The sequence below is a fragment of the Methanomicrobium antiquum genome (assembly GCF_029633915.1).
GTDB lineage: Archaea > Halobacteriota > Methanomicrobia > Methanomicrobiales > Methanomicrobiaceae > Methanomicrobium > Methanomicrobium antiquum.
The window spans coordinates 1,132,220-1,158,669 of record NZ_CP091092.1; the positions used below are offsets into that span (position 1 = coordinate 1,132,220).

Below are 26,450 nucleotides of genomic sequence, written 5' to 3' on the forward strand. Positions count from 1 at the left end.
TATCCAATTCACCTCTCATTGCATGCAATACATGGATCTGAACTTATGAAAGTCGATGTTACATCTGCGGCAGAGTCAACATTTTTTAGCATGTGATGTGCACAGGCCTCAATATTCATAATTGACGGAGTCTGAATGGCAATTTCAGCAACCCTTCCATATTTGTCTGTCTTAACATGATATGTCAGTTCACCACGTGGTGCTTCACCAATCCAGGTATATTCACCCTCTGTTACAACTCCTCCGCCTCTGATAAGACCTTTTGGAAGTTTATCTAAACATTTCCTGATTAATTCAATACTTTGGAAAACCTCTTTGAAGCGAACCATTACACGTGCATAACTATCACATGAATCCATTACAATCGGACTGAACCCAAGCTCCTGGTAGGTCGGATGATTTGTTCTTTGATCTGCGTTTATACCACTTGCCCTCGCAGTCGGGCCTACTGCATGCGATAAAATTGCATCTTCACGTGTTAATATTCCTACATTTTTACTTCGAAGCCCAATCAAAGGACCGCTTTCAAACATATTTGTAAACCTGATAAGATCTTTTTCCATTTTATCCATTGCAAAACTTAATTTTTCAGCATCATTTTCTTTCAAATCAAACCTGACACCACCAGGAATCATATATGCACATGTAATTCTTGCACCGGTAATAAGTTCAAGCTGATCAATGGCTGTTTCACGAAGATTAATCAGGTACATTGCAAGGGTTTCATGCTCAATAGTATAACAGTATGAATAATTTGCAAGCATATGCGACTGTATCCTGTCAAGTTCATTTACAATTACACGAAGATAAGCAGCTCTTTTTGGAACATTAATATCGCTTAATTTCTCTACCGTTTCTATAAAGACCATGTTATGGATTACAGAGCAAATACCACATATTCGTTCGGCAAGAAACATGACCTCCTGCCAGGGTCTTCCAACCATGATTCTCTCAATGCCTTTTTTGACATATCCAAGTTCTATCTCTGCAGAGAGTACTTTTTCGCCTGTTGTCTGGCATTTGATTCTTGCAGGTTCTTTAAAGCATGGATGAACAGGACCAACAGGGAGTGATACATCAACAGTCTTCTTCATTTTTTCATCTCCTTCTCTTCGTAATCCTTAAAAACAACAGGTGCAAGCTTTAGTATAGTTTCAATAATCTCTGTCGGACGTGGGGGACATCCCGGAATAGATGCCGCAACAGGGATATGCTTTGATACCGGCGGATCTACAAAACTTCCTCTTCTGTTGAAAGTACATCCTGATACAGGACAGTTTCCAATTGTTATTGCTGCTTTTGGCTCAGGAATAATATCCCATATATTTTTCAGCTTGTCTTCCCACTGTTCACAAAATGCTCCTGTAATCAGGAGTATATCAGCATCACGGGGATTGTTGTGGACATAAATTCCATATTGTTCAATATCGTATCGTGGTGCAAGACAGGCTAAAATTTCTATATCACAACCGTTGCAGGATCCAACATTGACATAGCAAACATGGATTGAACGCTGTCTTACTGTGTTTTTGATTTTTTGTATTATACCCATGCTAAGAAAATCTCCCTTATCAAAATTTTTCCTTTTAAGACTGCTTCATCCTCCGGTATTCCTGATTTAATTAATGAATCTACCTTCTCTTTTATAATCAAAACATCTTCGTGTGCTAAAACAGGAATATACTCAGAAAAAAGAGTAATGCAAAGTCCGGAGGTAACAGGATCCTCCTCTTTCAAACTCATAATTTTCCATGAATTATAGCGTGCAGGAATATTTTCAAGAAAAGACATGTCAAGCCTTTCAATCAAGATTTTTCTAAATTCCTGAACATTCATATCAAGGCAGTCTGCAATCTGTGCTATTGTTTTTTCATGAAACGGAGATGAAACTATCTTATATTTCATGCCGAACAGATCTTTTTCATATATATAATTGATCATAAAACCCCCGTGACGACAAGTAATCCATAGAGAACAAAAAGATACAAACAGCCCCAGACTGCTGCCATCTCAATACTTTTTATCTTTTCAGTCTCTTTTGCCCAGATAAGCCCGGCCGGCACTAAAAGAGCTAAAATTATGCAGACTGTCTGAATAAAAAGCCCGTTGTTTAGAAGGTACTGCCACAATGCAATTATTATATATACAACTATTCCGGCAAATACTGCAATTCCGATTTTATTCATCCAATAACCCCCAAAATAACTGCATAAATAATAACCAGTATTATGACTCCAATCTGTATTGTTACAGCATCATATGGTGAAAGCATTGGCGTTATTGCACATATAAATGACATTGTAAGAAGAAGAATCAGTGATGCCAAAACCAAAAGCCAAAATGGCATTGCACCTATGAAAAGCGTGATAAATGTTGCCAGAAGAACAAATGTCTTTATTGCAAAACCTACTTCAAGACCGGCTCTCCAGACTCCAAAATGTTCAGTCTTATTTCCACTAACTAATTCTTTTGCTTCTATTATTCCAAATGGACTGTAAGGAACTTTTGATAGGACAATTACATACATCGCAATTGCAATTGGAAATGCGGTTAATAGAAGGACTCCATTCGATGCTTGATAACTCTGAATGTCAGAAATCATCAAAGAACCTGTAATTAAGTATATTACAGCAATTGATGCAAGTAAAGGAATCTCCGATGCCGCTGAAATTACAGAACGGATTGCACCAAATTTTCCATACGGTGAACCTGATGAAAGACCAAGACCATGCTCTGTAATTTTGTGAAGCAGATATACTCCAAATATTATCAAAAGGCTTCCGCCGGTTATAAGCACATATAAAGCACCGGACCAGATAGCAATTACTGCAATTACAATTGAAACATATAAGATATGCGATGCTGTTTTTGGAATCCAGGTCTGTTTAAAGGAAAATTTAAGGACATGCAAAATCTCCTGCCATATCGGAGGGCCGGGCCTTATCTGTATTCGTGCAATCACTTTTCTGTGAATGCCATGAAACAAAAGACCTGCAAGGACTGCAAATAAAATGTATAACAAAATCATTTCAATAACCTACAAACGGGTAGTCTCCCTCTTTATCAGAGGCTTTCCAGTACAATCCAAGTGATATAACAAATACAGGAAAAAATACAACAATAAGAGCCGCACAAATCCAGTCTTCGATTATTCCTTCAAATCCAAGCACTGCAGAAATAATACATATGAGTGTAGAAATTGCCAGTATTGTTTTTATGCTGTTTTTCTTCATTTAGATCACATCGAAATTACTATCTCTATTACTCTTAAGAACAGCACAAGTGAGCTTACATGGACCATTAAAATGTAAGGTGCACCGGGTGCTCTTGTAATTTCTGCTTTAGCAACGTAGACAGGGGCCATTCCTTCAGCAATCACTCCAATTACAAGCAGTAATTTTGCAACCAGAGGAACACAAACAGCAGATGTGAAAAGTATCCACATGCTTAAAGTTCCGGTTGATGCAAGAATAATTGCAGAACCTCCAAAAAGCGGAAGTGTCCCAATCATTGCAAGTATTCCATACTCAAAGACGTTGTCTAAAATATGTTTGTTTTTAATTGACGCAACTATACCAATATTTGCAATACCAACCATTGCAGTAAACAATGCAAAGTTGAATACATCTCCGCTCAGGATACCTCCCATTGTTGCAAGACCACATGCTACAGCCATGAATCGCTGAAATTTCATCTGTTTGTTAGAGATGTCTTTTGTGTAATATGCATCGCCGCCAAAAGCAATATCAACCTGCCTTTCAGGTTTGGAGATTAGAGCAATTATTGTAAATACAAGTGCAAATGTTAAAAGAATTGCAGTATATGGCGTTATATAATCAACAATGTCGCCAAAGGGGATATAAGCCAATACCTGACCCTCAATAGCGGTATTTTCAAACTCAAACATCTCTGTTACCTCTCATTGTGCCAACAATTGACATTTTAGCCGCAACCTTTGCAAATATACCTGTGCCTGCAAGCATCACAGCAAAGAACCAATATTGAGGTGCTGCCATGAATGTGATGAATGCAACAACCCAGCAGACCCATGCATAACCACTGACAGTCTCAATAATCTCTGTCTTCTCATGACTTTTCTTACAGAGGAAATAAAACAAAACACCAAGTCCTGCAACAGCGCCGCCTGTGAATCCTGAGAGAATTATTCCGTATATAAGAAGAATTACAGAAAGTATCCCCGGTGCTGAATGCATTATCTCAATATCCAGAAATCTCTCAGGTGCTCTGACAAGATTTTCTTTTTCTATGTATATCTCTGCCATTGCAAGAATTTCTGCAATTCCTACAACCAGACCTGGAAGAATCAGTGCTTCAGAGAGATCTGTTCCGACAAGTGCTATAATTACAAGTGCAACAATCTCTACAAGATCTGTTAGAAGCAGACGATGTAAATCATCTGTTTCTCTCATCATTGAGAAAAAGACAATTAAGACACAGGAAAACGCAATTAAAAGCCCTAATGAATATTCATCAATTATTGGGAGAATCATTCCTCCTCACGCCTCCTGAACAAAAACATAGCAATTGAAAATGCAACAAACAAAATTGCCGTCTCTGCTATTGTGTCAAGACCCCTTGTATTATACAAAATCTCATCAATAATTCCGCCCGGATGTGCAACAATAGTTGTTCCGGCATAGAGGGTATTATACGCAATTAAAAGGGAAAGAGGAGTTAAATATGCTGTAACATATCCAAGATAAGGTGAATTTTCAGGATATTGTGCTTTTACATCTGCTCTTTCAAAAGGCTCTCCTCCTCTGTCATATGGGTTTAAAGGATTATTTATGTCAATGACCTTCGGATATAGCTGATTGTTTTCATAGTTTATTGTTGGAATTGATGCAATTCCAATTAATACAACAATTATTACTATGAGAGAATAGACATTTACAAGATTATTGTGATTCTGAAGAACCCTTGAAACTTTTCTTATTATGCTCAATTAATCTCCCTCCTTTCAAGAACTCTTACAAGCACAAATGTTGCAATAGCTGTAACTGCGATAAATGTTAGAAGAGCAAGTGTTTCATTATAATAAAGCATCACAAGCAGGAGTCCAAAACCTGAAATCTCCAAATTTATCAGCCGATTGAGATAGGTCTTTGGATTTGGAAAAGCCGCAGAAACACAGCCGATTATTAAAATTCCAAGACCAAGCAGAAATAATGAATTCATTTTCCGCACCTCCACACTGCCTGAAGAAGAATTATTGTAGTCATTGGAATTATAAGCGATATTGCAATGGAAACGTCCAGATAGCCGGCAAATGCAACGAAAGGAATTATTCCTGCAAATAAAACTCCAAGAGATATTAACTTGTCATAAGGATCTTTTTGAATAGCTGTCGCTGATGCACCAAGAACTGCAATTACTGAAAATATCAAAAAGAGAATATCAGTCATCCGGCTTCTCCTTTCTTTTTGCAATTGTACTTGCAATTGCGTTTGACTCAAGCGTTCCTCCGACAAAGTATGCCACTGCAAGCAAAATTCCAAGAGGATGTGGAATTAAAAGAGCCAGCAATCCTGCAATTGCAAAGTTTAAAATATTTAAGAAATTTAATTTTCTCAACGTATTTTTCTCTGCAATAATTCTCACTGCGGCATATAATGCAATAAAAGCACAGATTAATTCGGCAATCAAACCCGAAGCCTCCAGATTCTGCCTAAAATTCTGCTGGCATATTTGTGTGATATTCCCTGAATAGTAAGTATTGCAAGAACCATTCCGGCAATAAACTGCTCAGGAACAAAACCGCCATATGCTGTAAATCCATAAATTACAAGTGTTGCTATAAAAGCTCCTGTTGTGCCTGCATAACCTTTATCATGGCATATGCGATTTCCTATCCAGACCAGGACTGCGGCAGAAAGTCCTCCCCATATTCCTGCAATGTAAACTCCACATGCCGCAAGTAAAAACCCTCCTGAGGCATCCGGCGAACAGACAATGTTTCCCATCATATATCCGCCATTTATATCGCCGCCGGCCTTTTCTATCTCTTTGCCGATTGCCTCTGCACCACTGACTCCTCCTGTTTGCGGCAACCGAAATATGATGTCTATAGCAACAAAGAGAATCCAGGCGACCGCAAAAGCCACAATTATGTGTGCTATTTCGGTAAGCATATCCAATTCCTAATCTCCAGTATAAATTCTTTAATTTTGGCTAAACAATAAATGTTTTGATTAATACACCATTTTTTATTGTTTTTTTAAGCCTTTGTTTTTGAATATTATATTCTGGTTCATCATTTTATTTTATATCAGCAGACCTGAATTTGCCTGAATAAAAATAAGAATTAATTAAATATTGTTGATTTTTTTAAAAATTAACTTTTAATGTAATGATTTGTTTTTTCCATTTATTCTTTTTTTAGCTTCTTTTTGTTATAACTGAATAAACCGCGCCGGAATTTTTAAGACTTTTTCAAAAAAATATATGCTTTGTAAATTCTTTTCTTTTATGCACTTATATCTTCATCAGACTTTTAAATAGATAGTTTTACTGACATTTTTTCTGATTTTTTAGCTGACTATGTTATGACTTTATTTATAACTTTACAGTAGCGGTTGTCAAGTGTAATACAATCAATTAATAAGAAATACAGGCTAAATAAAATCTACAAACTTAAACAGTCATAGAAAGCTCATGAAATGTATATTTCAGATATTTTTCAAATAATGATTTCAGATAATATTTCATGCAAAGCAAAACATAATTTCTATTCATAATTAGTTTTTGCGAGAGTTGCCGAGCTTGGTCAAAGGCGCTGGATTTAGGGTCCAGTCTTGTAGAAGTTCGCAGGTTCGAATCCTGCCTCTCGCATTTTTTTGGGACTTTCAAAAAATAGTTTCGTTAAATTTTTTTTCACTTTTCTTTGAATCCTATTCCGCCATAAAGACAAATTGAATTTATCAAATTTCAAAAATTCCGGTTTTTCTGATGAAAGAATATCATTCCTTTAATCAAATTATTGTTTATTTGCTGCTGTTATATTCAGATGCTTTTTCAAATGCATTTGCTGCCTCATCCATTTTCCCCACGCCGGATAATGAAGCACCATACAAATCCATGTACATCTCAGGAGTAATCAAAAGCCCAGAAAATAAAGTATCTAAATTTTCAAAATCAACACACTTTAAGATCTCAACAGATTCACAAAAACGTCCAAGGTCGTTTAATGCAACTGCTCTGACAAATGAGGCGGCGGCATTATCATATTCAGTCATCTCATAGGATTCATCTGAGTTATAGGTATCTTCTGATAATACAAGAGTTTCTAATGCATCTTCTGATTCACCCGTCTTTGCAAGTGCATAGGCTTTTAAGAATAAAAGCTGTCCCTTCCACCATTTATCCGGGTTGTATTTTTTAAAAGCTTTATTGGCTGCATCAATTGCATCAGTGTAATTCCCAACAACAATTGCATAATAAGCTTCATTGGATGAATAAAGCAATGTCGGATTTAAAAAATTAGCTTTTTTAAACGCATCAAAGGGCTCGTTTAAATCTGCATCCAGGTTTTTTACGGCAAGCCTGTCAAGTGAACAGCCTAAATAGTTCCAGGCCTGATCATCGTTTTTATCCGCCTCCACTGCTTTTAATGCGGCAAAATATGAAAGTTTGAAGTCCTCAACAGGTTCGCTGAAAAGTATTTCACAAGCAGTTTTCCATTCTTCTGCATCTGCATCTTCAACGGCGAGAGATCTATTAAAGGCCGCATAAGAGTCAGTATTCTCAGATGAAGACTCATTCCAGATTGCTCTTCCAAGACCGGCCCATGCAGACGGTGAATTTTTTCCGGAGACTGTTGCAACCGCTCTAGCGAATAAATCCTCTGCCATTTTGTTGTTGCCGCTTTCAAGCGCAATGAATCCTGCATCAATTAAATCTTCTGTTGAAGGAGATGCTGCCGCCGGAGTGAATAACAGCAAAAGAGCAGTCATCAGCAGAAAAAAAGTCAGGAATACTTTATACTTCATGAGGTTAGGTAGGTATCAATTCTATTTATAGAAGATATAACTAGCAATACCAGAATTCACAAAATTATAATAGAAAAAAAAGGCAACAGAAATCAATAAAAAAATTATAGTTATACTATAACTGATAGTTATTATATAACTTAAAGTCAATTTATTACTAATAAACTCAAACAAAAAAGTTCTCAAAATCTAAAGAATAAAACGGAGATAAAATGAAAACAGAATCAGTAAATCTGGTGTATTTTTCACCGACAGGAACTACAAAGGCAGTTATCAGTGCAATTGCACGTGGAATTAATCCCGAAAGAATGACAATCACCGATATAACAAAGCCTGATGAAAGAAAAAAACCTCTGGAATTAAAAAATGACCACCTATTAATCATCGGTGTTCCGGTTTACATGGGAAGGGTGCCGGCATTACTTTCAGAATGGCTTGGCATAATAAAGGGAAACAATACTCCTGTTGTATGTGTTGTTGTATATGGAAACCGCGTGTATGAAGATGCTCTTTTAGAGCTTTCTGACATACTTACAGAACGCGGTTTCATAACTGTGGCCGGTGCGGCATTTATCGGTGAACACTCTTTTTCCACAAAGAGTACACCAATCGCAAAGGATCGCCCTGATAAAGACGACATCTCTAAAGCAGAGTTCTTTGGAAAAAAAATACAGGAAAAGTTAAAGGCCATCTCTTCGCCCGAGAAAAATTCAAATCTTATTATTCCGGGAACTCATCCCTACCGCGGTGATTCAAAGCTCTGGATAACTGATTTCATTGAGGTAAGCGATGCCTGCATTCAGTGCGGAGTCTGTGCAGATGTCTGCCCATGTGGTGCAGTAAGCCCTGATAAAAGCAGTTCTGTTGACATAGAAAAATGCATCACCTGCTGTGCCTGCATAAAAAAATGCCCGGAGCATGCAAGGTCTATTAAGCCCGGAATGGTTAGTGATGCATCCAATCGTCTGTTTACACTTTATAGTCAGAGAAAAGAGCCTGAGTATTTCCTCTGATTCACCATGAAAACGGCCATGAAAACTTTTTTTTTCATGAACGTTTTTTTGAAAAAGAAGGATAACAGGAATTGGAAAAAAAAGATTGCAAATATTAGTAAAAAAATCAACTTTTAACGGAGAAGTGATATGGGAACAGCTGAGAGAAGACAAAGGGAAAAAGAAAAGCGAAAAAAAGAGATACTGGATGCGGCAAAGCGTTTGTTTTTTTCAAAAAGCTATGATGACGTCTCAATGGATGAGATAGCAGATGCAGTAGAACTTAACAAAGCAACACTTTACCTTTATTACAAAAACAAAGAGGCTCTTTTTGCGGCTGTGGTTCTTTTGGGCGTTGAAATCCTAAAAGAAAAATACCAGCGTTGTATGGAGAAAAAAACCTTCGGAATCGTAAAAGTTGCCTTAATGGGCCAGGCTTATTATGAATTTTCTCAGGAGCACCCCGACTATTTAAGACTGATTCACTTTTACGGGTCAGAGCGGTTTTCAAAGGAAAATCCATATACTGAGGATATAGGAAAAGGATATGGCATATGCAGAAAAATTTTAGAAGATGCGATACGGCAGGGTATTGAGGACAAAACAATCCGCTCCGATATCAATCCTTTTTCCGCATCAATGTATCTAATGATATCTTTCATGAACATTCTTTCACTTGAGAATAAATGGAAGAAGGTAATATCCAATGAAGGAATAAGCTTTGAAAAGTTTGCAGGTGATTTTTTTAAGTTTATTTTTCCTGCAATAGCAAATACAGAAAACAAAAAATTAGAGATTCAGGAAATATTATCATCAGAGGATTTTTTTATCAAATGAATTTATTTAGGAGATAAATTATCAATCAGACACTGAATTCTTAAAATCCTTAGGCATCTCTATTACTGCCCCTGAAAAAGAAGGGGGCATTATTTCGTTTTTGTTAAACTCTACCCATGCTCTTCTTGTAATATCTGATTTAAATTCAAACTCATATCTTAAATCATTAACATACGCTTTTGCCCGAAGTCTTTTGTAAAACGGAAATTCGTCAACTAATACAGTATATCGATTTGATTTTGAGATGTAGACATATTTTGATGTTACAATGCACTCTTTCAGAAGTCTTACAGCTTTTTCAAAATCTGAATTATTATCTATGAAAAGATCGGTTACAACCATCATCTCGGTCTTTCCGGCATTGGCACTTGCCGCTGACTTGTTGAATATGGAAAAATTTGGAATTGATACAACCGTATCATCCGGTGTTACAATCCGTGTTGATCGAAGTCCAATATCAGTTACCTCACCGTATTTATCTCCAATTGTAATCTTATCCCCGATTAAATACGGCCTTTCAAAAGCAATTACTATTCCACCAATAATATCAGAAAAAATGTCCTTTAGACCAAAACCCAGTGCCGCTCCAAAAAGACCGGAAAATGCAACCAGCTGAGTAAGAGATGGTTGTATTACAGCCGTTACGATAAGATATGAAGATGCAATATAAACAATAATCTTAAAAAGCGGAATTATCATATTCGCAGTTATACGCCTGTATCCTGCCTTATCTCCAATTTTTTTAATCAGAAATGATACCAGACGTATCAGAAGATATGAAAGTATGATAATATAGATTATGTAAAGCGCAGTTGCGACATCAAAATTGATTATTTCCATCAGAGAGTTTGTATCTTCTGCCATTTACCACACCATCCTGTTCTTTTCAAGCTCATCTATGACGGAATTTACAGCCTCGGGATAAATTTTGTAAAATCTGTCTGAATCCTCAATAAGCCCTTTATTTACAAGATTATACAATTTTTGCTTCAGAAGAGAATCATTTTTTACTATTGATGAAAGCTCATCAAAGTCTATTCCATCCATTGCAAGTATATTTCCCAGGATAAATAACTCATCGATATCTGATATTTCTACTTCAGACGGTTGAGGGATTCTGGAAAGTCTTACTTCTCCATCTTTTAAGCTTTTTTTCCATATTTTTCTTGCAACATCATATTTTCCGCCTGCAAGAGTGGTTATATCCATAAATGCTTCTTTTTGGATGTCTTCCATGGTTTTATTATTTTTTTTTCTTTTTAGTGCATTAAAATTGAATTTAATCTCTGATATGTTGACTTCCTTATTAGAGAGAGGCATACGAATCAGGCATTCTTCAAAGCAGATGAATTTCTTATCCTCAGAGACTCTGTCATCAATGAATGTTACTTTGTCACTCACATCAGACATAATAAGATTCATAATGGTTTTGCTGTTAAGTTCAGGAACGGTTATTATTTCCTGAAACATACTTTCAATATTTGAGATTTCTTTTAAGTAATTCCAGGCAAATTTGTTCCAGCCCGTTATATACATCTTATTTGATGAAAATAATATATCCAAAAATTCCTCTAAAATTGCAAAACCACAGCATTTTCTGCTGAAGAGGTACTGGCAGTTTTGCATCATTATTATGTCCTGGTTTGAGTAAAAATTTGAAAAGAAATCTGTATCTTTAACCGGGTTAAAAATCTGAATATTATTTATTTTTTGAGAATTGTCACCAAGTATCCTGTTATAGATATGTTCTACACGTGAATACGGCTCAGAGATTATTGCTATGTGATTTGGACTTCCGCTTTTAAATATGTCAATTTCGTCCTGAATTTTTTTTATTTCCTCTTCAAATATGGATTTCATCCCATTTACCTTTCGCTCCGGCTCAGGCTCATCCATATTATTATAAGTGTTGGTCGTTGATGATATTTCTTTTGGGGGTGAATTGGGTGTGCAGTGTCTTAATCTGGATAAATTATTATGACGATGAATTTGATTTCGGCGAGATTTTAAAAAAACGTTCATGAAACACCACATGAAAAATTAGTTACATGAACGTTTTTATTGCCAATTTCAGATTCAGATTCGGAAGCTTCAGGACCAGGCTTTAATCTGGAGACTTTATTGCAGGATTTCCATTATTATTACCAATCCAAAAACCTTCAATTTGGCCTTCTTTTAAGATTTCACACCTGTTTTTGAAGAGTGAATCTAAAAGATATCAATCCACTATATTTATACCAATTAAACGCCGGAAATCATCGATATTACGGCACGTATTTACCCGGTTTTTTTAGAGGATGTTTATGTTAGATGAAGCCTGACCCATCTATTCTGAGGCTTCTGTACGGATGTTAAAAATGGCGATTTGGATTTTTTTTGAATATATTTAAGATTTACTGTAATATTTGAATTAATTCTCTAAATCAAAAAAGAAAATCTTAAAAATTAAAATCCCCACAGCTTATTGCCTCATCTTCGAGTTCGTCAGCAAAATTCTTTAGTAGTTCATGCCTTTCTTTTGCTAACTCTTTCGCGGCGTTTGTGTACATCAGCTCATTTAGTTTCAGCAGTTTTTCATGGAGATGAGAAATTGCATCATTTATTCCATCCCCATGTTCTCCTGCCTGCATAAAGGTCCTTGCAATTCCTATTGCCCCCATTGCATCCAGTTTGTCAGCGTCAGATAGAACTTTTGCCTCTAAGGTTTCAGGTTTTTCGCCTGTACTGAAACGATGAGAACGTATGGCATGAACAATCGCACAGATACTGTTTTCATCACAGCCACTGGATTTTAGATACTCCTCTGCAATCCGTGCTCCTTCCTCTTCATGCGGTATTTTAGTTTTCTTCTCCAGCGGACGGGCAATATCATGAAAAAGAGCGGCGGGGATAAGAATTTTTATATCCGCACCCTCTGCTTTTCCTATTTCTGCACAGAGGCGGGTGACACGAAGTGTGTGTGAAAGACCATGTGATCCTGACTGTCCAAGGAAGTTTTCAACAAACGCCAGTATATTCTTAATCTCAGTATTTTCCATGTTAAAATAGATTGTCGCTGAGCAAAAATAAGATGTTTGCCACAGAGAAAATTTGTTCACATATACGAACAGTAATTATAATAAATTATTCTCTGATGCAGAAAAATTAGTAAAGCCTTTGCCCTCTAAAAAAGGCAATCACAAAAAACACTCAATAAATATCAAAGCACTCTTTTTTATAAAATAGATAATTATAAATTAATCATTCAATAAACTTGTTTTTATGGGGGTGTCTTTTTGTCTTCTGTTTGTGAGTTAATCAAAAAATATCAACTGATATCATATTTTGTACTGGCATTTGCCATTACATGGGCAGTATTTAGCACACCGTTCTTCTATAGTATAAGCGACCCATCAACCTTCATTCTGACTATGGGCATTGGAGGAACAGGACCAGCATTTGCCGCAATTATTCTCTCCCGCATAATAAAACCGGAAAAAGTCGATACCGACTCCCGGATGCATTTGGCAATCTTTTTAACTGCATTTGCTTTAACCGCCGCCTGTATCATCCTATACCTTGGGATAAGTTTGTCAGCCGCTTCCATCCCGCTACTTATGCTTGTAATCATCAACTCCGCCATTGCGGCCTATATCATCAGCAGTGGGTTGTCCTCCCGCGAAGGGATCAGGAATCTCTTAAATAAACTCTATATATGGAAGGTCGGATGGGTATGGTATGTAGCGGCACTCGCACTAATTCCTGCCATAATGTACATAACAATGATTATCTGCTCGGCTATCACCGAAAATCCCTTAGGCGAGATAATCCCTGAGGTTTCCTTAGGCGTTGCATCATCGGTAATCATTGCATTAGGATACGTAACTCTTGTCAGGGGACCTTTAAGAGAAGAGATCGGATGGAGGGGTTTTTCACTCCCAAGACTTCAGTATCTTTATTCACCACTGGTTGGTACTCTCCTCCTTGGAGTAATCTGGACAATCTGGCACCTGCCGCTTCACTTAAATGGTGTATACGGAAACGGGATGGACGGGTTTATCGAGAGATTCTACTTCAACATCGGAGTCACATTTCTCTTCACCTGGATCTACAATCATTCAAGAGGCAGTCTTTTAATGACCACATTCTTCCATACATCTGTAAACACCACCGCAACGGTGCTTTTAATCCCGGCGGCAATAACGGGGCCATATTATCTGGTATTCTGTGTTCTGGTAAATATTGCCGCGATTGTCGCAATAATTAAGGATAAGATGTGGAAAAAACTGCCCGGAGACCACGAGGCAGTTTACAAATATTAAAAAATCTTTTTTAAAATGTAAACTGATATTATTATGTCTATCTTTTTCATTTACACAATTCTTAACCCTAAATCATGTATTTAGTCAGAGTTTTGTAAAATCGTCTTTTTAGTGTAATAATGGTTTGAATTTTTTTCTTTGTTTATACTTACAAGATTGCCAGAACTAAGTTTTTCAATGTGCCATAATACTGTAGAGTATGATAATTTTGTATATTCTATAAGGTCTTTCTGAGTACATCCCGGGTGTCTGTTAATGTACCTGTAAATATTTTCAGTTGTAGAACAGTTCAGAACTAACCTGAAAATTTGGTCTTCCGTGTTATATCTGCTACCATTACCAAAATAGTGGCGTGTTTTAAAAAATTTTCTTGAAGATATTTTGCCTTCCCGCATTAGAATTCTAAGATGATACTTAAGTGAACTTCTGTTTATTCCTGTTACATTTTCGATTTCATTATGACTTATTCCGGGGTTATCCATAATTGTCTGAAAAATATCCTGTCTTCTTTTATTTTCAAGAACATTTTTTGGATGTATAGTCCTTATTCCAAATGAAAAACAGGAAAGTATTACAATAATTCCCGTTATCGGGATCAGAAAAGGTAGATATAATCCAATCATTGTTAAAAAATAGTGCACAGGAGAGACTTCCCACCAGTCAAGGACAGAAACATTGTCTTCTCTTATCAAATCAGACGTTCCTTCACTGGGTATTACAATAACATTCGACTCTACAGAAACCTGATGTATGTATGCTAAAATAAAAATCATAATTATAGCAATTAGTGTCTCCCTGCGATTCATAACAGATATCTGTATCTATTAAAATAAGTTATATATTTCTCTGTTAAATAAGTGAATAGCTGACGGATGACCCTGAAACCTCTCTTCCATAAACGTTAAGTTTCCAGTCTCCAATAGGCAGGTAACCTGATGCTGTTTTTATATCGATATCAATCATGCCGTCTTTTTCGGAACTGTCGTAAAGATCAGTATAGTGCCCGATAAATGTATTATCCGGTTGGTAAACGTATAGTTCAAGTTCTCCATACTGCTCATCCCATGTTAACGTGACATCGATCTTCGAGGTAAACGGCCAGATATAGCGGGAATGATAAACCATCTCTCCCTGTGAAATGCTGTTTTGAGCCTTTGTCCCCAAAAGTTCGGAACCGGATTTGTCAATTGAAGGTAAAACAATTATTTCATTTTTTTCAATTTCATCTATGACATTTCCAGCCATGACTGGTGCAGTAAATAATGCCACAAGTATTGTTGCAATTAATAAAGCTGATATTTTTTCTGACATTATTTTGTATTTATAAAATTATGATAAATAACTGTTCAGGCCAGATAGTCGTTAGAAACTTTTTTTATCACGATTATCTGGCCAGAGCAAGTATTTACTGTGGGGTAAAATTAGCACTTTGGTAAATATCTCACTTGAAAATTTCGTGAAAATTAAGAAAAACGAAATTTTTGAGAAAGATATCATAAAATTCTATTTATGAAAAGAAATGAGAAAATTTGCCAAAAAATATTATAGGTGTAAAGAAATGAAAATAAAAATCAAAGCATTGCAGATATTTCTTCTTTCCGCATTTTTGCTGGTTAGTGTAGCAATGATGCCGGTAAGTGCAGAAAAAATGAGCATTTCCAGTTTTTTTAGTGAGATGGGCGGAACTGAAGTAAATGCCGGAGAATATCTGGAAATTGTCGATCCGAGTAACTTTAAAAACCTCACGGAAAAACAAAAAAATCAGTTTTATTCAATGAAAATCGTTGTTCCTGATCTATCCAAAAGCACTAAGGGCAACTCAAGTGTTATTGAGATAACTGAGTCTTCCCAAAGCCGGGCGGTATATCTTGTCCATAACCATAACAGTGTAAGCCCTGCACTTTTGGGAATAGACTGGAAAGCCAGTTCTGAAACGACAGCAATATTTCCTGAGGTAAATGTTGCCGCCCAGCTGTTTTCAAGTAGTGACGAAGATTCATGGGAAGAGGAGGAAAGCGAATCTGAAAGCGGGAGTGCGACAAGCTATGTAGAAATTTCAAAATATAAATTTTTACCATCTACAGCGTACTATAAAGTTGTATCCACGCATTGGGGATATACGCCCGGAGGAAATCCTTATATGGACACTCTCACTTCTAACACTCTGTATTACTCCTGAATCACAGGAGATTAAAATCCTTTTTTTTATCAGACCCCGTTTTTTTGTATACTTTAAATTGCAGTCCTGTAAAAACCAAAAAAACCCGCCCGGTTGGGATAGATTTTTCAGTTGTCTAAACAAAAAAAGGGTATTGTGAAGAAATATTCAATAAAAATATATTTTGTTCTCATTGTCCTTTTTGCCCTTCTTGTGTTCTGTTGCGGGTGCACCGGAGACTATGGTGAAAACGGCAAAGAAAATTTAAATGAATCTGCACCAAAGACGATTGAAGAACAGAGTTATTATGACCGGGTAGTCGAGGCCGAACCGGATAATGCGACAGCGTGGTGTCTAAGGGGGATGTATTACAACAATAACCTCAACAGGTACAAAGAAGCGCTGAAAAGTGCGGATAAAGCTATTGAACTCAGTCCTGAATACGGTCTCGCATGGCTTTTGAAAGGTTACATCCTTTTAAACACAGGCAATATCAGCAGAGCGGAGTCATCGTTTGAGAATGCGACATCCTATAACCCTGAACTAAAAGAATATGTCCCTGATGCAAAAGATTACAGTCCCGAAAGCTCTGATTCTTTCTGTCTGTTCTATTCGGTTTTAGACTAAAACCCTCTTTATTTATTTCAGAAAACAATAAAAAAACAAACATTTTGAACGTATTTCGAAATATTTATAACAATTTAGTGCGTATATTGTAGAGCACCACGCGAAAGCAACAAGTGCGCCGATAGTGTAGTGGTTATCACTAGGCGTTGCCAACGCCTAAACTCGAGTTCGAATCTCGGTCGGCGCATTAAACATTTTTCAGAATTTTTTTTTGGTTTCTTAGCGCAATTTATTTTAGCCATTATGCCTGAAAACATACTATGTCTCAATTTTCCAATGTTGATCTTAAAAAACTTGCAAAGAGTACTATGCAAAAATATGGATTTGATCCTTTTTTCTCTGATGATATAATAGATGAAATAGGAAGTTTAAATCCTGAAATTCTTTTAAAAAAGCAGAAAAAGACAATGGATCTTAGAAATCTGCTATGGTCATCTATTGATAACTTTGATTCAATGGACCTTGATCAGATAGAATTTGCACGTAAGAATCCCGATGGTTCAATTGAGATTTATATAGCAATAGCAGATGTTGACGTATTTGTTCCAAAAGCATCACACACTGACAAAAGAGCCGCACACAACGGAACTTCAGTCTATACCGGAATTGAGACATTCCCAATGCTTCCAGACAGACTTTCAGCAGATATTTCATCCCTTCTACCCGGTAATGAATGCATGGCAGTCGTTATTTCATACACTGTTTTGGAAAACGGAGAGATAAACAGGGGCGATATATTCAGAGCTGTTGTGAGCAATAAAGCAAAACTTGTTTATGAAACAATTGGCGACTGGCTTGAAGGAAAAACAGAGGTTCCGGAATCTGTTTACAAGATTCAGGGTCTGAATGAGCAGATTCTTATTCAAAACGAAGCCGCCCTTCTCCTTAAAAAAAGAAGGATTAAAGAAGGCGCACTTGTTCTTCAGACAATTGAAGCCTCACCTCTGATTGAGGATGGAAAAGTAATTGATCTTGTCATTCAGGAGCAAAACACTGCAAGAAACATAATTGAAGAGTTCATGGTCGCAGCGAATAAAACAGTTGTTTCATTCATATCAAACGCTAAGATGCCAATGATACAAAGAGTTGTAAAACAACCAAAAGACTGGGAAGGTATTGTTGCAACGGCAAAAAGATATGGTGAAAAACTGCCGGCAAAGCCCAATTCAAGAGCACTTACAAAATTTTTGATCAGGCAACTCAAAAACGATCCCGAAAGATTCCCTGATCTTTCTGTAACTATTATAAAACTAATCGGACAGGGAGAATATATGCCGCTTAAAGCCGGAAAATCACCAGTAGGACATTTTGCTCTTGCTGTAACTGACTATACTCATGCAACAGCGCCAAACAGAAGATATGTTGATTTAATAAATCAGCGATTGGTAAAAGCCGCACTGAAAAGCAAAAAATGCCCATATACCTTTGAAGAACTGGATGAACATGCACAATGGCTTTCGGATCGTGAAAGAGCTTCTAAGAAAGTTGAGAGATTTATGAGAAAAGCGGCCGCCGCAGTTCTTCTTCAGGACAGAATAAATGATGTTTTTGACGGATTTGTAACAGGCTCTTCTGTAAAAGGTGTTTATGCAAGGCTTATTAATCCTCCAGCTGAAGGCAGGGTAATGGAAGGTGAAAAAAATCTCTTTGTTGGAGAAAAAGTGAAGCTGAAATTAATTCTGGTAGATCCTTATAATGGATATATTGATTTTGAATGTATTGGAAGAGAAAATGATTCACAAAATTAATTTTTAATAATTTCTAAGAACTTATTTTAGTGGTTCAAATTTCCAAAAATTGCGGATAAACTACACAGAATAATCTCACAAAAAATAACATATAATATAATTTCATTCTGTTTTCGAGAACCATATTTTATTTGCCCACATAATTTTGCATCACAACAGGATAAATTGAGATTTATGCGCACCAGAAGATAGCTAATTAAAACATATACCTGCACCACCAATTGATCTCCACTTTAAAACAACAATATATCAAAAGACATTTTCCCAAAATGTAATTTTAATCAATTATGCTTCCCAAACTTTCATAAAAAGAAAATCCGGTTTATTTAGGATTAATTTTTTTGTAAACAATACTCTTTATCATCTTACGACTATAAATTTAGAAAAGATGACTTTTGATGCTGAAGATAAATTATGTTGGTGCAGTCCAAAGACCGGCAAAATTCTAAAAGATGTACTTGCAGGTCACCGGCTTACAAAAGAAGAGGGAATTTTTTTATTAAATGCTAAAGGAAGGGATGTCTTAGCTATTGCATCTGCCGCTGATTTAAAAAGGGAAGAAAAAAAAGGCCCTTATGTTACATATGTCAGGAACCAGAATCTTAATTTTACAAACAATTGTATCAATTCCTGCGGGTTTTGTAGTTTTTGTCGAAAGCCAGGAGCTACAGATCTATTTACACTTGAAAGGGATGAAATAACTGCAAAAGTAAACCTTGCAAAGAAAAGAAAAGTTACAGAAATCTGCAGTGTTGGAGGACTTCATCCTGATTTTGATGCGGATTCATACATTTCAATCCTGTCGCTGATTAAAAAAACCGCTCCTGATATTCATATACATGCACACAATCCAATGGAGGTCTGGTACGGAGCAGAAAAAAGCAAAATTTCAACTATTGAAATGCTTACCCGTATGAGAAAAGCAGGTCTTGGTTCAATGTGCGGAACCGCCGCGGAGATTTTAGTAGATGATATAAGAAAAAAGATATGTCCCGGGAAAATTTATACACAAACATGGGAGAGAATAATTCGTGAAGCACACAGTCTTGGAATAAAAACAACTGCAACCATTATGTACGGCCATACAGAATCGCCCTGCGATGTTATAGAGCATTTAGACATTTTAAGAAATATTCAGGATGATACAGGCGGATTTTTAGAGTTTGTTCCTCTTTCTTTTGTCCATAAAAACACACCCATATATATGGCCGGAAAAGCCCGTGCAGGTGCCACAGGACGTGAGGATATTTTAATGACTGCTGTTTCAAGACTTTATCTTGATAATTTTGATAATATTCAGGTTTCATGGGTTAAAACCGGCAGGAAATTAGCACAGGTTCTGTTAATGTCTGGCGGAAATGATCTTGGAGGAACGATGTATGAAGAAAGCATATCTAAAGAAGCCGGTGCATCAGATACCGAATACTTAAGTCCAACTGATATGGAAAGAATCGTAAAAGACTGCGGAAGAAAACTTGTTCAAAGAACAACTCTTTATGAATCAACATGAAATGGGTGTAATTATGAGTGAAAAAATAAAAATTGGTATAATTATCTGCGATCGCTACAGCACATGTGCAGGAGGTAAATGTCTGAGATCTTTTCATAACAGGGAAGGCGCATTTAGTATATATGAAGGAAAAGAAGCAGAGATTGTAGGTTATACTTCATGCGGCGGTTGTCCTGGCGGAAATATTGAATATGCACCGGAAGAGATGAAAAAGAACGGTGCTGAAGTGATTCATCTTGCGACAGGAATGGTTGTTGGATATCCGCCATGTCCGAGAATTAAATATTTTAAAGATTTTATAGGTGAGAAATACGGTTTGGAAGTTGTTATCGGTACACATCCAATTCCTGAAAAATATTACAAAACGCATAGAAATTTAAAAACATGGGATTCAAAACTTTATGAAAAATTGATTGCTCCAACATTGGCTGATGAAAAAACAAGATTATCATATGATTAAAGAAATAATGATATTCATAAAGTAGATGCATAGTAAAGATTAATAAATTATTCAAAAAAAAAAGATTTGGCTTTAAGGGCAAATTATCCAAATTTCAATAAATTTCAGATTCCCAATTTTTAAATTCTTATTTTTTCAAACTGTCATTTTTCTGTGGTTTCATGAATAAACCGGCTATCGCAATTCCTATTAGTGAAAGAACTGTTACTAATAAAAACACATCAGCATATCCGCCTGTTGTCGTTTTGATAAACCCTGCAATCTGCGGGCCTGCCAGAGCACCGGCACCATATGCAAGAAAAACCACACCATAACAGCGGGGATAATCACATGTACCAAAAAATCTGCCAGTTGCGGCTGGTGCTATAGCCAGCCATCCGCCAAGACATCCCCAAAGTAATGCAAAGGAGACTATATATACCGGAACTGATGGCAAAAACCATATTGCAAATGATGCCACAGCAATCAACACAAAGGATATTATTGCTGTATTTGACGGATTTAAACGATCAGATAAAGAACCAAAAAAAGGTCTTCCAAACCCGTTGAATATTGCAAAGAATCCAACAAGCAATGTACCAAGCGCCGGGGCTACTCCTGCCATCTCTGTTCCAACCGGTTTTGCAATTGATATTGCCATAAGTCCTGCTGTACAGCCGATAAAATAGCATATAAAAAGGCCATAAAAAGTCTTTGTCTTAAGCATATTATCTCTGGTGCATTCACAGTATTCACCATCCTTATCTAAAGGAGGCACATAACCGGGAGGCATCCATCCTGATGGAGGAAATCTGAGTGGCAGTGCGAAAAGAACAATCAGAAATATAAATGCGATTCCAAATATTCTGAAAGTATTCATAACGCCGAAATCCTTTATTAAAAAATCTGCCGCATTTGCAGTAAGAAATGCTGAAAATCCAAATCCAAGCACTGCAAGTCCGACTGCAAGTCCGCGTCTGTCCGGAAACCATCTTGCGGCAACTGCTACCGGAACTCCATAGGCTATTCCAACTCCTATTCCTCCGATTATGCCATAAACTATGTAGAGCATTCCAACAGAGTCTGTCATTGATGCAAGAATCCAGCCCGTGCCTGTAAGTATTCCACCAACTATTGCTGTATTTCTCGGACCCCATTCTTCAATGTATTTTCCGGCAAGAGGCATTGCTATTGCAAAACACGCCAAAAATACTGAAAAAGGCATCAGAATTTCATTTGCTGAAACATCATGACCAAGAGTGTTTGTGAAATAATCCATCAGCGGATTTACAAAGACACTCCATGAATAAATACTGCCCAGACAGAGATTTATCAAAAGACCAAGAACTACAAGAACCCATCTGCCTTTCTCAGCCGGAAGTTTAAATAATGTTATATTTTCCACAAACTTTCACCTGACTTTTTGATTACCAATTAATAATTTACAAAAACAAAAAAAATTGAGTTATTCATCCAGAGTTGAGATATCACCTGGATCAAGGCCCATTTCTTTTGCTTTTAAGACACGTCTCATTATTTTACCACTTCTTGTTTTTGGAAGTGTATCTACAAACTCAATCTCGGAAGGCATTGCAATTGGTCCAAGGCTCATTCTGACGTTGTAGATTAGATCGTTTTTGAGCTGTTCGCCAGGCTCATATCCGACACGAAGTGTTACAAATGCCTTGATTGACTGACCCTTTAATACATCAGGCTTTCCTATAACAGCGGCCTCTGCAACAGGTTCCTGTGCAACAAGGGCGCTTTCAACTTCAGCTGTTCCAATGTTATGCCCGGCAACGATTATCACATCATCTGCCCTTCCAATTATCATGATGTAGCCTTCTTCATCTTTTACAGCTAAATCCCCTGCTGTGTAGTATCCGCCTGCACCGCTCCAGTACTGCCTGTAACGCTCGTCATTATTATGAATAGTTCTCATCATTGAAGGCCAGGGTGTTTTAATAACCAAAATACCTCCTATTCCCGGCTCTACAGGATTTCCATCCTTGTCAACAACATCAGCAATAATTCCGGGGATTGGCTTTCCTGCAAATCCGGGCTTCATCTTTTCTCCTACAAGCGTTGCAATCATGTGCATACCTGTTTCAGTCTGCCACCAGGTATCGATTATAGGACATTTTGATTTGCCGATATTTCGATAATACCACTCAAAAGCCTCAGGATTTAGAGGCTCTCCTACAGATCCAAGAACTCTTAATGAGTCCAGATTGTATTTTTTAGCCCATTCCTCCCCGTATTTCATAAACATCCTGATAGATGTCGGAGCTGTGTAAAAGATTGTAACACCAATATCTTCTATAATCTTCCACCAGATTCCGGGATCAGGGTAATCAGGAACAGTTTCTGAGATAAGGACTGTAGCTCCGGTTGCAAGCGGACCATAGACAATATAACTATGGCCTGTTATCCATCCAGGATCAGCTGTGCACCAGTGAACATCCGTATCCCTCATGTCAAAGACATATTTTGTAGTATAATATGTTCCAACCATGTAACCGCCGCATGTATGAACTACGCCCTTTGGGGTACCTGTAGTTCCGGATGTATACAGGATAAAGAGGGGATCTTCAGAGTCCATTTCTTCAGGCTCACAATAATTTTCTGCCTGTTCCATTATTTCATAGAAATCAACCTCTTTTTCCTGTATAAGCTCGACATTCAGGTTAGAACGGCGAAGGACAATCACTTTTTCAACACTTGGTGCGTTTGTTATTGCTTCATCCACAATTGATTTTAGCATTATAGCCTTGCCACGCCTGTAGCTAACATCTGCAGTTATTACAATTTTGGCTTTAGAATCACGGATTCGACTGTTTAAAGCATCTGCTCCAAAACCGCCGTAAACAATTGTGTGGACTGCACCGATTCTTGCGCATCCAAGAATTGCCACAACATGCTCTGGAACAAAAGGCATGTAAAGACAGACTTTATCACCTTTTTTAACGCCGAGATTTTTAAGAGCATTTGCAAAACGCATCACCTGTGTGTGAAGCTGACGGTATGTCATTACGCGTTCTTCAAGATCGTTTTCTGCCCTCCAGATTAAAGCGACCTTGTTTCTTCGATCGCCTAAAACATGCCTGTCAAGACAGTTACAGGTGATATTTAGTTTTGCGCCGGTGAACCATTTTGCATAAGGATGATTCCATTCAAGAACCTTGTCCCAGGGTTTTATCCAGTCCAGTTCATGTGCAATTTCACTCCAGAATCTCTCAGGATCATCTAAAAACCTGCGGTAAGCCGGTTCATATCTTCCCATCCATGTGTTGTCAATGTATGAGTATTCAGGAAGGTGAGATTTGTTATCCAGTTTCACATCGAAGTTTTCACTCATTTTTTACCTCCTTCATGATTAATCATGTAGAATGTTTTTCCTGCACATTCTTTTTTGACAAAATTTGCAAAAAAGATATGCAGTGCGTTTCAACTTAATTTTACATTGAACAGGTATAAATGTAACTTATGCACCACATATATGCAGTGCATATGAATATGGACACATATAGTGATAATAATAAAATGCAACAGGAATTTCAGGATATAATTCATATTAAAGAACTTTTGAAAAAATTCCCTCTAGGACTTAACATAACAGAAATATCTAATGCACTGCATATGCATAGAAATACATGCGCCAAATATCTGGATATGATGAGAATTAAGGGAGATATTGACAAAAAACAAAGCGGAACTGCAAAAAATTATTTTTTAGTGCAGAGGATGCCGTTATCCTCACTTCTTAGATTTGAAGAGGGCCCTGCCATAATTATAAATTCAAAACAGGAAATTTTAATGGTAACAAAACCTGCTCTTGATTTGTTCAAATGCCCGCTTGATGTTATGTACGGTGAGAAAATACAAAACCTGCCCTATCACATTTTTAAAGATAATGAATTTATTGAAAGTGCAGTAGAAGCAGTAAACGGCAAAAATTCCAATTTAAAAAGAGAAACTTTTATTTTAGGAAAAAAATACTATTTTTCAATCAGGTTTATTCCAATAATTACAGATTCAGGAAAAACAGGCTGTGCAATTCTGATTCAGGACAATACAGATTTTTTTGAGGCGAAAGATAAGCTATTCATTTGCAAAAAACAGTATGAGGCAATAACATCAGATCAGACAGAATTTATTGTACATACAGATGTTGATCTTCTAATTACTTTTGTAAACGAAGCTTTCTGCCGGTATCTTGGAAGAAGTTTTGAAGGACTCTGCGGCCTAAGATTTATACCGATGTTTCAGGCGGATGAGCGTGAAAAGATAAAAAATGTATTATCCTCACTTTCACCACAAAACCCTTCCGGGTCAATTGACATTAAAACAATACAAAAAGACGGAAGTTTTGGTTTTGAACACTGGATTTTCAGAGGAATTTTCAATGATAATAAAGAAATTTCCGGTTATCATGCAATCGGTAGAAACACAACAGATCTTAAAAAAAGCGAAGTTCAGTTAAGACAGTATTATGACAATCTTGAAAGGTTAATTCAGGAGAGGACAAAAGAGCTTCAGGAGGTAAACAAAAGACTCCTGGGAGTGATCTCCGAAAAAGAGGAGATTGAAAAAGAGCTCTTATTCACACAATTTGCGTTTGACAATGCTTCAGATTCAATCATTTTATTTGATGATTCAGGAGCTGTTTACAAAGCAAACAAAACTGCAGGAGAACTTCTGGGGTATTCTAAAGAAGATTTCGGAGAAAAATCTGTTTATGACATAAACCCTTCAATATTACCTGAAGAATGGAGAAATATGTGGGCTGAAGCACATCCGGGCAAAAAAGAGAGAATCATATCAATTCACGCCAAAAAGGATGGAAAAATATTCGATGTGGATGTGTCAAGAACATTTGTAAGATTTCATGGAAATATGTATTTCTGTTCAATTGCAAGAGAAATCTGATGAATTTTCGGCAAATACCAGATAATTATCAGGATTTTTGAATTATATGATTCATTCCATATTTTATCTGATTCAAAGGAGTGCCTGAAACATTTACTTAAAAAACGTTTATGAAATTATATTTCATGCTAACTGTTTCATGTAAGTTACGAAGTATCTTTCATATAAATTTTTTCACCAGTCCTTTTTCATCGCCTCTGCCTTTAACTTCTTTGGCATAAGCTCGATTGCGTATCGAAGCGATGTTCTGGGCATATTTTTTTTATTCTTTATTACATATTCAAAAATTTCTTTTGTGTGAATGCGGCTCTGCTCTTTTAAAAGCCACCCGTAGCCTTTCTGTACCATGTCATCAGAATCCGAAAACAAAAGATCGGCAATTTCTATTGACTCTTTTAAAAATTCACCCTTCTTTGCAGGAATAATTAAAGACACCGCCGCCGCACGCCTCATCCACCTGTTCTCTGACTTTGTCCAGATTTTTAATTCTTCAATATATTCAGGATATTTCTTTATGAAATCGCCGATCGCATGATTGCAAAATCCGTCACATGAGGCCCAGTTTGTGATGTATGAATCAATCCAGAGCTTAAAGACGAAGATGTCATCTTTTTCAAAACGCTCTGACATCGACTGTGTCCAGTTTGAAACGATAAATGACTCCTCCATGTATCCGGATTCATAGAGCTCTTCGCAGAGCTCAAAAATTTCAGACTTAGGCCTGTCAGAAATCTCCTTCCAGTATTTCTTTGCAATTTTTGTGACATCGGCAGTCTTCATCCCGTAGCACTTCGGCTCCTCCTTAAAAAATCTCTTAGAGCTTTCACGAATCGCAGGGTCTGCCTTTTCTAAAAGCTCCTGCCTTATCTTTTCTATCACTACATCCATTGGAATAAATTT

The 26,450-nt window shown here is 36.9% G+C and carries 31 protein-coding genes and 2 tRNA genes; 11 read left to right on the forward strand and 22 right to left on the reverse strand.

Annotation, left to right across the window (positions count from 1 at the left end; all coding sequences use genetic code 11):
- Nucleotides 1-8 precede the first annotated feature (8 nt).
- From L1994_RS05625 to ehaB, 13 genes are read right to left on the reverse strand one after another with little or no spacing between them, the layout of a single operon-like run.
- Complete coding sequence (locus L1994_RS05625; RefSeq protein ID WP_278100700.1) at nt 9-1,094, reverse strand: hydrogenase large subunit; 1,086 nt, start codon at nt 1,092-1,094, stop codon at nt 9-11.
- A complete protein-coding gene (locus L1994_RS05630) occupies nt 1,091-1,552 on the reverse strand; it encodes an NADH-quinone oxidoreductase subunit B family protein (RefSeq protein ID WP_278100701.1) in 462 nt (153 codons plus the stop codon). The genes L1994_RS05625 and L1994_RS05630 overlap by 4 nt, the downstream gene beginning before the upstream one ends.
- Complete coding sequence (locus L1994_RS05635; RefSeq protein ID WP_278100702.1) at nt 1,543-1,941, reverse strand: EhaM family protein; 399 nt, start codon at nt 1,939-1,941, stop codon at nt 1,543-1,545. The genes L1994_RS05630 and L1994_RS05635 overlap by 10 nt, the downstream gene beginning before the upstream one ends.
- Complete coding sequence (locus L1994_RS05640; protein WP_278100703.1) at nt 1,938-2,186, reverse strand: hypothetical protein; 249 nt, start codon at nt 2,184-2,186, stop codon at nt 1,938-1,940. The genes L1994_RS05635 and L1994_RS05640 overlap by 4 nt, the downstream gene beginning before the upstream one ends.
- Nucleotides 2,183-3,028 carry a respiratory chain complex I subunit 1 family protein gene (locus L1994_RS05645; protein WP_422656654.1) on the reverse strand — a complete coding sequence of 282 codons (846 nt, stop codon included), beginning with the start codon at nt 3,026-3,028 and terminating at the stop codon, nt 2,183-2,185. The genes L1994_RS05640 and L1994_RS05645 overlap by 4 nt, the downstream gene beginning before the upstream one ends.
- A 1-nt stretch (nt 3,029) precedes the next feature.
- Nucleotides 3,030-3,233, reverse strand: coding sequence for a hypothetical protein (locus L1994_RS05650; protein WP_278100704.1), 204 nt, complete (start codon nt 3,231-3,233; stop codon nt 3,030-3,032).
- A gap of 5 nt (nt 3,234-3,238) precedes the next feature.
- Nucleotides 3,239-3,907: a hypothetical protein gene (locus tag L1994_RS05655; RefSeq protein ID WP_278100705.1), complete on the reverse strand. Its 669-nt coding sequence runs from the start codon at nt 3,905-3,907 to the stop codon at nt 3,239-3,241.
- Entirely contained in the window at nt 3,900-4,511 is a 612-nt protein-coding gene (locus L1994_RS05660; RefSeq protein ID WP_278100706.1) for an EhaG family protein, read from the reverse strand. The genes L1994_RS05655 and L1994_RS05660 overlap by 8 nt, the downstream gene beginning before the upstream one ends.
- Nucleotides 4,508-4,966 carry an EhaF family protein gene (locus tag L1994_RS05665; protein WP_278100707.1) on the reverse strand — a complete coding sequence of 153 codons (459 nt, stop codon included), beginning with the start codon at nt 4,964-4,966 and terminating at the stop codon, nt 4,508-4,510. The genes L1994_RS05660 and L1994_RS05665 overlap by 4 nt, the downstream gene beginning before the upstream one ends.
- Nucleotides 4,963-5,199, reverse strand: a complete 237-nt coding sequence (locus tag L1994_RS05670; RefSeq protein ID WP_278100708.1) for an EhaE family protein — start codon at nt 5,197-5,199, stop codon at nt 4,963-4,965. The genes L1994_RS05665 and L1994_RS05670 overlap by 4 nt, the downstream gene beginning before the upstream one ends.
- Nucleotides 5,196-5,426 (reverse strand): EhaD family protein, encoded by a 231-nt coding sequence (locus tag L1994_RS05675; protein ID WP_278100709.1) that lies wholly within the window; start codon nt 5,424-5,426, stop codon nt 5,196-5,198. Before L1994_RS05675 ends, L1994_RS05670 begins: the two co-directional genes overlap by 4 nt.
- Nucleotides 5,419-5,667: a DUF2109 domain-containing protein gene (locus tag L1994_RS05680; RefSeq protein ID WP_278100710.1), complete on the reverse strand. Its 249-nt coding sequence runs from the start codon at nt 5,665-5,667 to the stop codon at nt 5,419-5,421. The genes L1994_RS05675 and L1994_RS05680 overlap by 8 nt, the downstream gene beginning before the upstream one ends.
- On the reverse strand, nt 5,664-6,152 hold the full coding sequence (gene ehaB, locus L1994_RS05685; RefSeq protein ID WP_278100711.1) for a [NiFe]-hydrogenase-3-type subunit EhaB: 489 nt from the start codon (nt 6,150-6,152) through the stop codon (nt 5,664-5,666). The genes L1994_RS05680 and ehaB overlap by 4 nt, the downstream gene beginning before the upstream one ends.
- A gap of 615 nt (nt 6,153-6,767) precedes the next feature.
- On the opposite strand from ehaB, the gene L1994_RS05690 reads away from it, so the two are divergent.
- Nucleotides 6,768-6,852 (forward strand) — tRNA-Leu (locus L1994_RS05690).
- Between the two features lie 152 nt (nt 6,853-7,004).
- Here the strand turns inward: L1994_RS05690 and L1994_RS05695 are convergent.
- Entirely contained in the window at nt 7,005-8,009 is a 1,005-nt protein-coding gene (locus tag L1994_RS05695; RefSeq protein ID WP_278100712.1) for a tetratricopeptide repeat protein, read from the reverse strand.
- A gap of 212 nt (nt 8,010-8,221) precedes the next feature.
- On the opposite strand from L1994_RS05695, the gene L1994_RS05700 reads away from it, so the two are divergent.
- Both L1994_RS05700 and L1994_RS05705 read left to right on the forward strand, forming a co-directional pair.
- Complete coding sequence (locus tag L1994_RS05700) at nt 8,222-9,022, forward strand: EFR1 family ferrodoxin (protein WP_278100713.1); 801 nt, start codon at nt 8,222-8,224, stop codon at nt 9,020-9,022.
- A 129-nt stretch (nt 9,023-9,151) separates the two neighbouring features.
- Nucleotides 9,152-9,838, forward strand: coding sequence for a TetR/AcrR family transcriptional regulator (locus tag L1994_RS05705; protein ID WP_278100714.1), 687 nt, complete (start codon nt 9,152-9,154; stop codon nt 9,836-9,838).
- A gap of 21 nt (nt 9,839-9,859) precedes the next feature.
- Here L1994_RS05705 and L1994_RS05710 read toward each other — a convergent pair whose 3' ends face one another.
- The 3 genes from L1994_RS05710 to L1994_RS05720 form a co-directional block, all read right to left on the reverse strand.
- Nucleotides 9,860-10,702: a mechanosensitive ion channel family protein gene (locus tag L1994_RS05710; RefSeq protein ID WP_278100715.1), complete on the reverse strand. Its 843-nt coding sequence runs from the start codon at nt 10,700-10,702 to the stop codon at nt 9,860-9,862.
- Complete coding sequence (locus L1994_RS05715) at nt 10,703-11,734, reverse strand: hypothetical protein (RefSeq protein WP_278100716.1); 1,032 nt, start codon at nt 11,732-11,734, stop codon at nt 10,703-10,705.
- A 542-nt stretch (nt 11,735-12,276) separates the two neighbouring features.
- The gene (locus L1994_RS05720) at nt 12,277-12,876 is read right to left on the reverse strand and encodes an HD domain-containing protein (protein WP_278100717.1); all 600 of its coding nucleotides are present in this window, start codon (nt 12,874-12,876) and stop codon (nt 12,277-12,279) included.
- A gap of 237 nt (nt 12,877-13,113) precedes the next feature.
- On the opposite strand from L1994_RS05720, the gene L1994_RS05725 reads away from it, so the two are divergent.
- Nucleotides 13,114-14,139, forward strand: coding sequence for a CPBP family intramembrane glutamic endopeptidase (locus L1994_RS05725; protein WP_278100718.1), 1,026 nt, complete (start codon nt 13,114-13,116; stop codon nt 14,137-14,139).
- Nucleotides 14,140-14,219: 80 nt separating this feature from the next.
- Here L1994_RS05725 and L1994_RS05730 read toward each other — a convergent pair whose 3' ends face one another.
- Complete coding sequence (locus tag L1994_RS05730) at nt 14,220-14,945, reverse strand: winged helix-turn-helix transcriptional regulator (protein WP_278100719.1); 726 nt, start codon at nt 14,943-14,945, stop codon at nt 14,220-14,222.
- Between the two features lie 43 nt (nt 14,946-14,988).
- Nucleotides 14,989-15,450, reverse strand: a complete 462-nt coding sequence (locus L1994_RS05735) for a hypothetical protein (protein WP_278100720.1) — start codon at nt 15,448-15,450, stop codon at nt 14,989-14,991.
- A gap of 247 nt (nt 15,451-15,697) precedes the next feature.
- Between L1994_RS05735 and L1994_RS05740 the strand changes: the two genes are divergently transcribed.
- The 6 genes from L1994_RS05740 to L1994_RS05765 all read left to right on the forward strand — a co-directional run bounded on the left by L1994_RS05740 (nt 15,698) and on the right by L1994_RS05765 (nt 20,642).
- Nucleotides 15,698-16,318, forward strand: a complete 621-nt coding sequence (locus L1994_RS05740; RefSeq protein ID WP_278100721.1) for a hypothetical protein — start codon at nt 15,698-15,700, stop codon at nt 16,316-16,318.
- 135 nt (nt 16,319-16,453) lie between these two features.
- Nucleotides 16,454-16,924, forward strand: a complete 471-nt coding sequence (locus L1994_RS05745) for a tetratricopeptide repeat protein (protein ID WP_278100722.1) — start codon at nt 16,454-16,456, stop codon at nt 16,922-16,924.
- A gap of 115 nt (nt 16,925-17,039) precedes the next feature.
- Nucleotides 17,040-17,111, forward strand: a tRNA-Gly gene (locus L1994_RS05750).
- A 73-nt stretch (nt 17,112-17,184) separates the two neighbouring features.
- A complete protein-coding gene (locus L1994_RS05755; RefSeq protein WP_278100723.1) occupies nt 17,185-18,672 on the forward strand; it encodes an RNB domain-containing ribonuclease in 1,488 nt (495 codons plus the stop codon).
- 388 nt (nt 18,673-19,060) lie between these two features.
- Entirely contained in the window at nt 19,061-20,182 is a 1,122-nt protein-coding gene (gene cofH, locus L1994_RS05760) for a 5-amino-6-(D-ribitylamino)uracil--L-tyrosine 4-hydroxyphenyl transferase CofH (RefSeq protein ID WP_278100724.1), read from the forward strand.
- Nucleotides 20,183-20,195: 13 nt separating this feature from the next.
- Nucleotides 20,196-20,642 carry a CGGC domain-containing protein gene (locus L1994_RS05765; protein WP_278100725.1) on the forward strand — a complete coding sequence of 149 codons (447 nt, stop codon included), beginning with the start codon at nt 20,196-20,198 and terminating at the stop codon, nt 20,640-20,642.
- A gap of 127 nt (nt 20,643-20,769) precedes the next feature.
- Here the strand turns inward: L1994_RS05765 and L1994_RS05770 are convergent, their stop codons facing one another.
- Entirely contained in the window at nt 20,770-22,026 is a 1,257-nt protein-coding gene (locus L1994_RS05770) for an L-lactate MFS transporter (protein WP_278100726.1), read from the reverse strand.
- A gap of 60 nt (nt 22,027-22,086) precedes the next feature.
- Nucleotides 22,087-23,979 carry an acetate--CoA ligase gene (gene acs / locus L1994_RS05775; RefSeq protein WP_278100727.1) on the reverse strand — a complete coding sequence of 631 codons (1,893 nt, stop codon included), beginning with the start codon at nt 23,977-23,979 and terminating at the stop codon, nt 22,087-22,089.
- 158 nt (nt 23,980-24,137) lie between these two features.
- Between acs and L1994_RS05780 the strand changes: the two genes are divergently transcribed.
- A complete protein-coding gene (locus L1994_RS05780) occupies nt 24,138-25,550 on the forward strand; it encodes a PAS domain-containing protein (RefSeq protein ID WP_278100728.1) in 1,413 nt (470 codons plus the stop codon).
- Between the two features lie 174 nt (nt 25,551-25,724).
- Here the strand turns inward: L1994_RS05780 and L1994_RS05785 are convergent, their stop codons facing one another.
- Nucleotides 25,725-26,438: a DNA alkylation repair protein gene (locus L1994_RS05785; RefSeq protein WP_278100729.1), complete on the reverse strand. Its 714-nt coding sequence runs from the start codon at nt 26,436-26,438 to the stop codon at nt 25,725-25,727.
- Nucleotides 26,439-26,450: the final 12 nt, after the last annotated feature.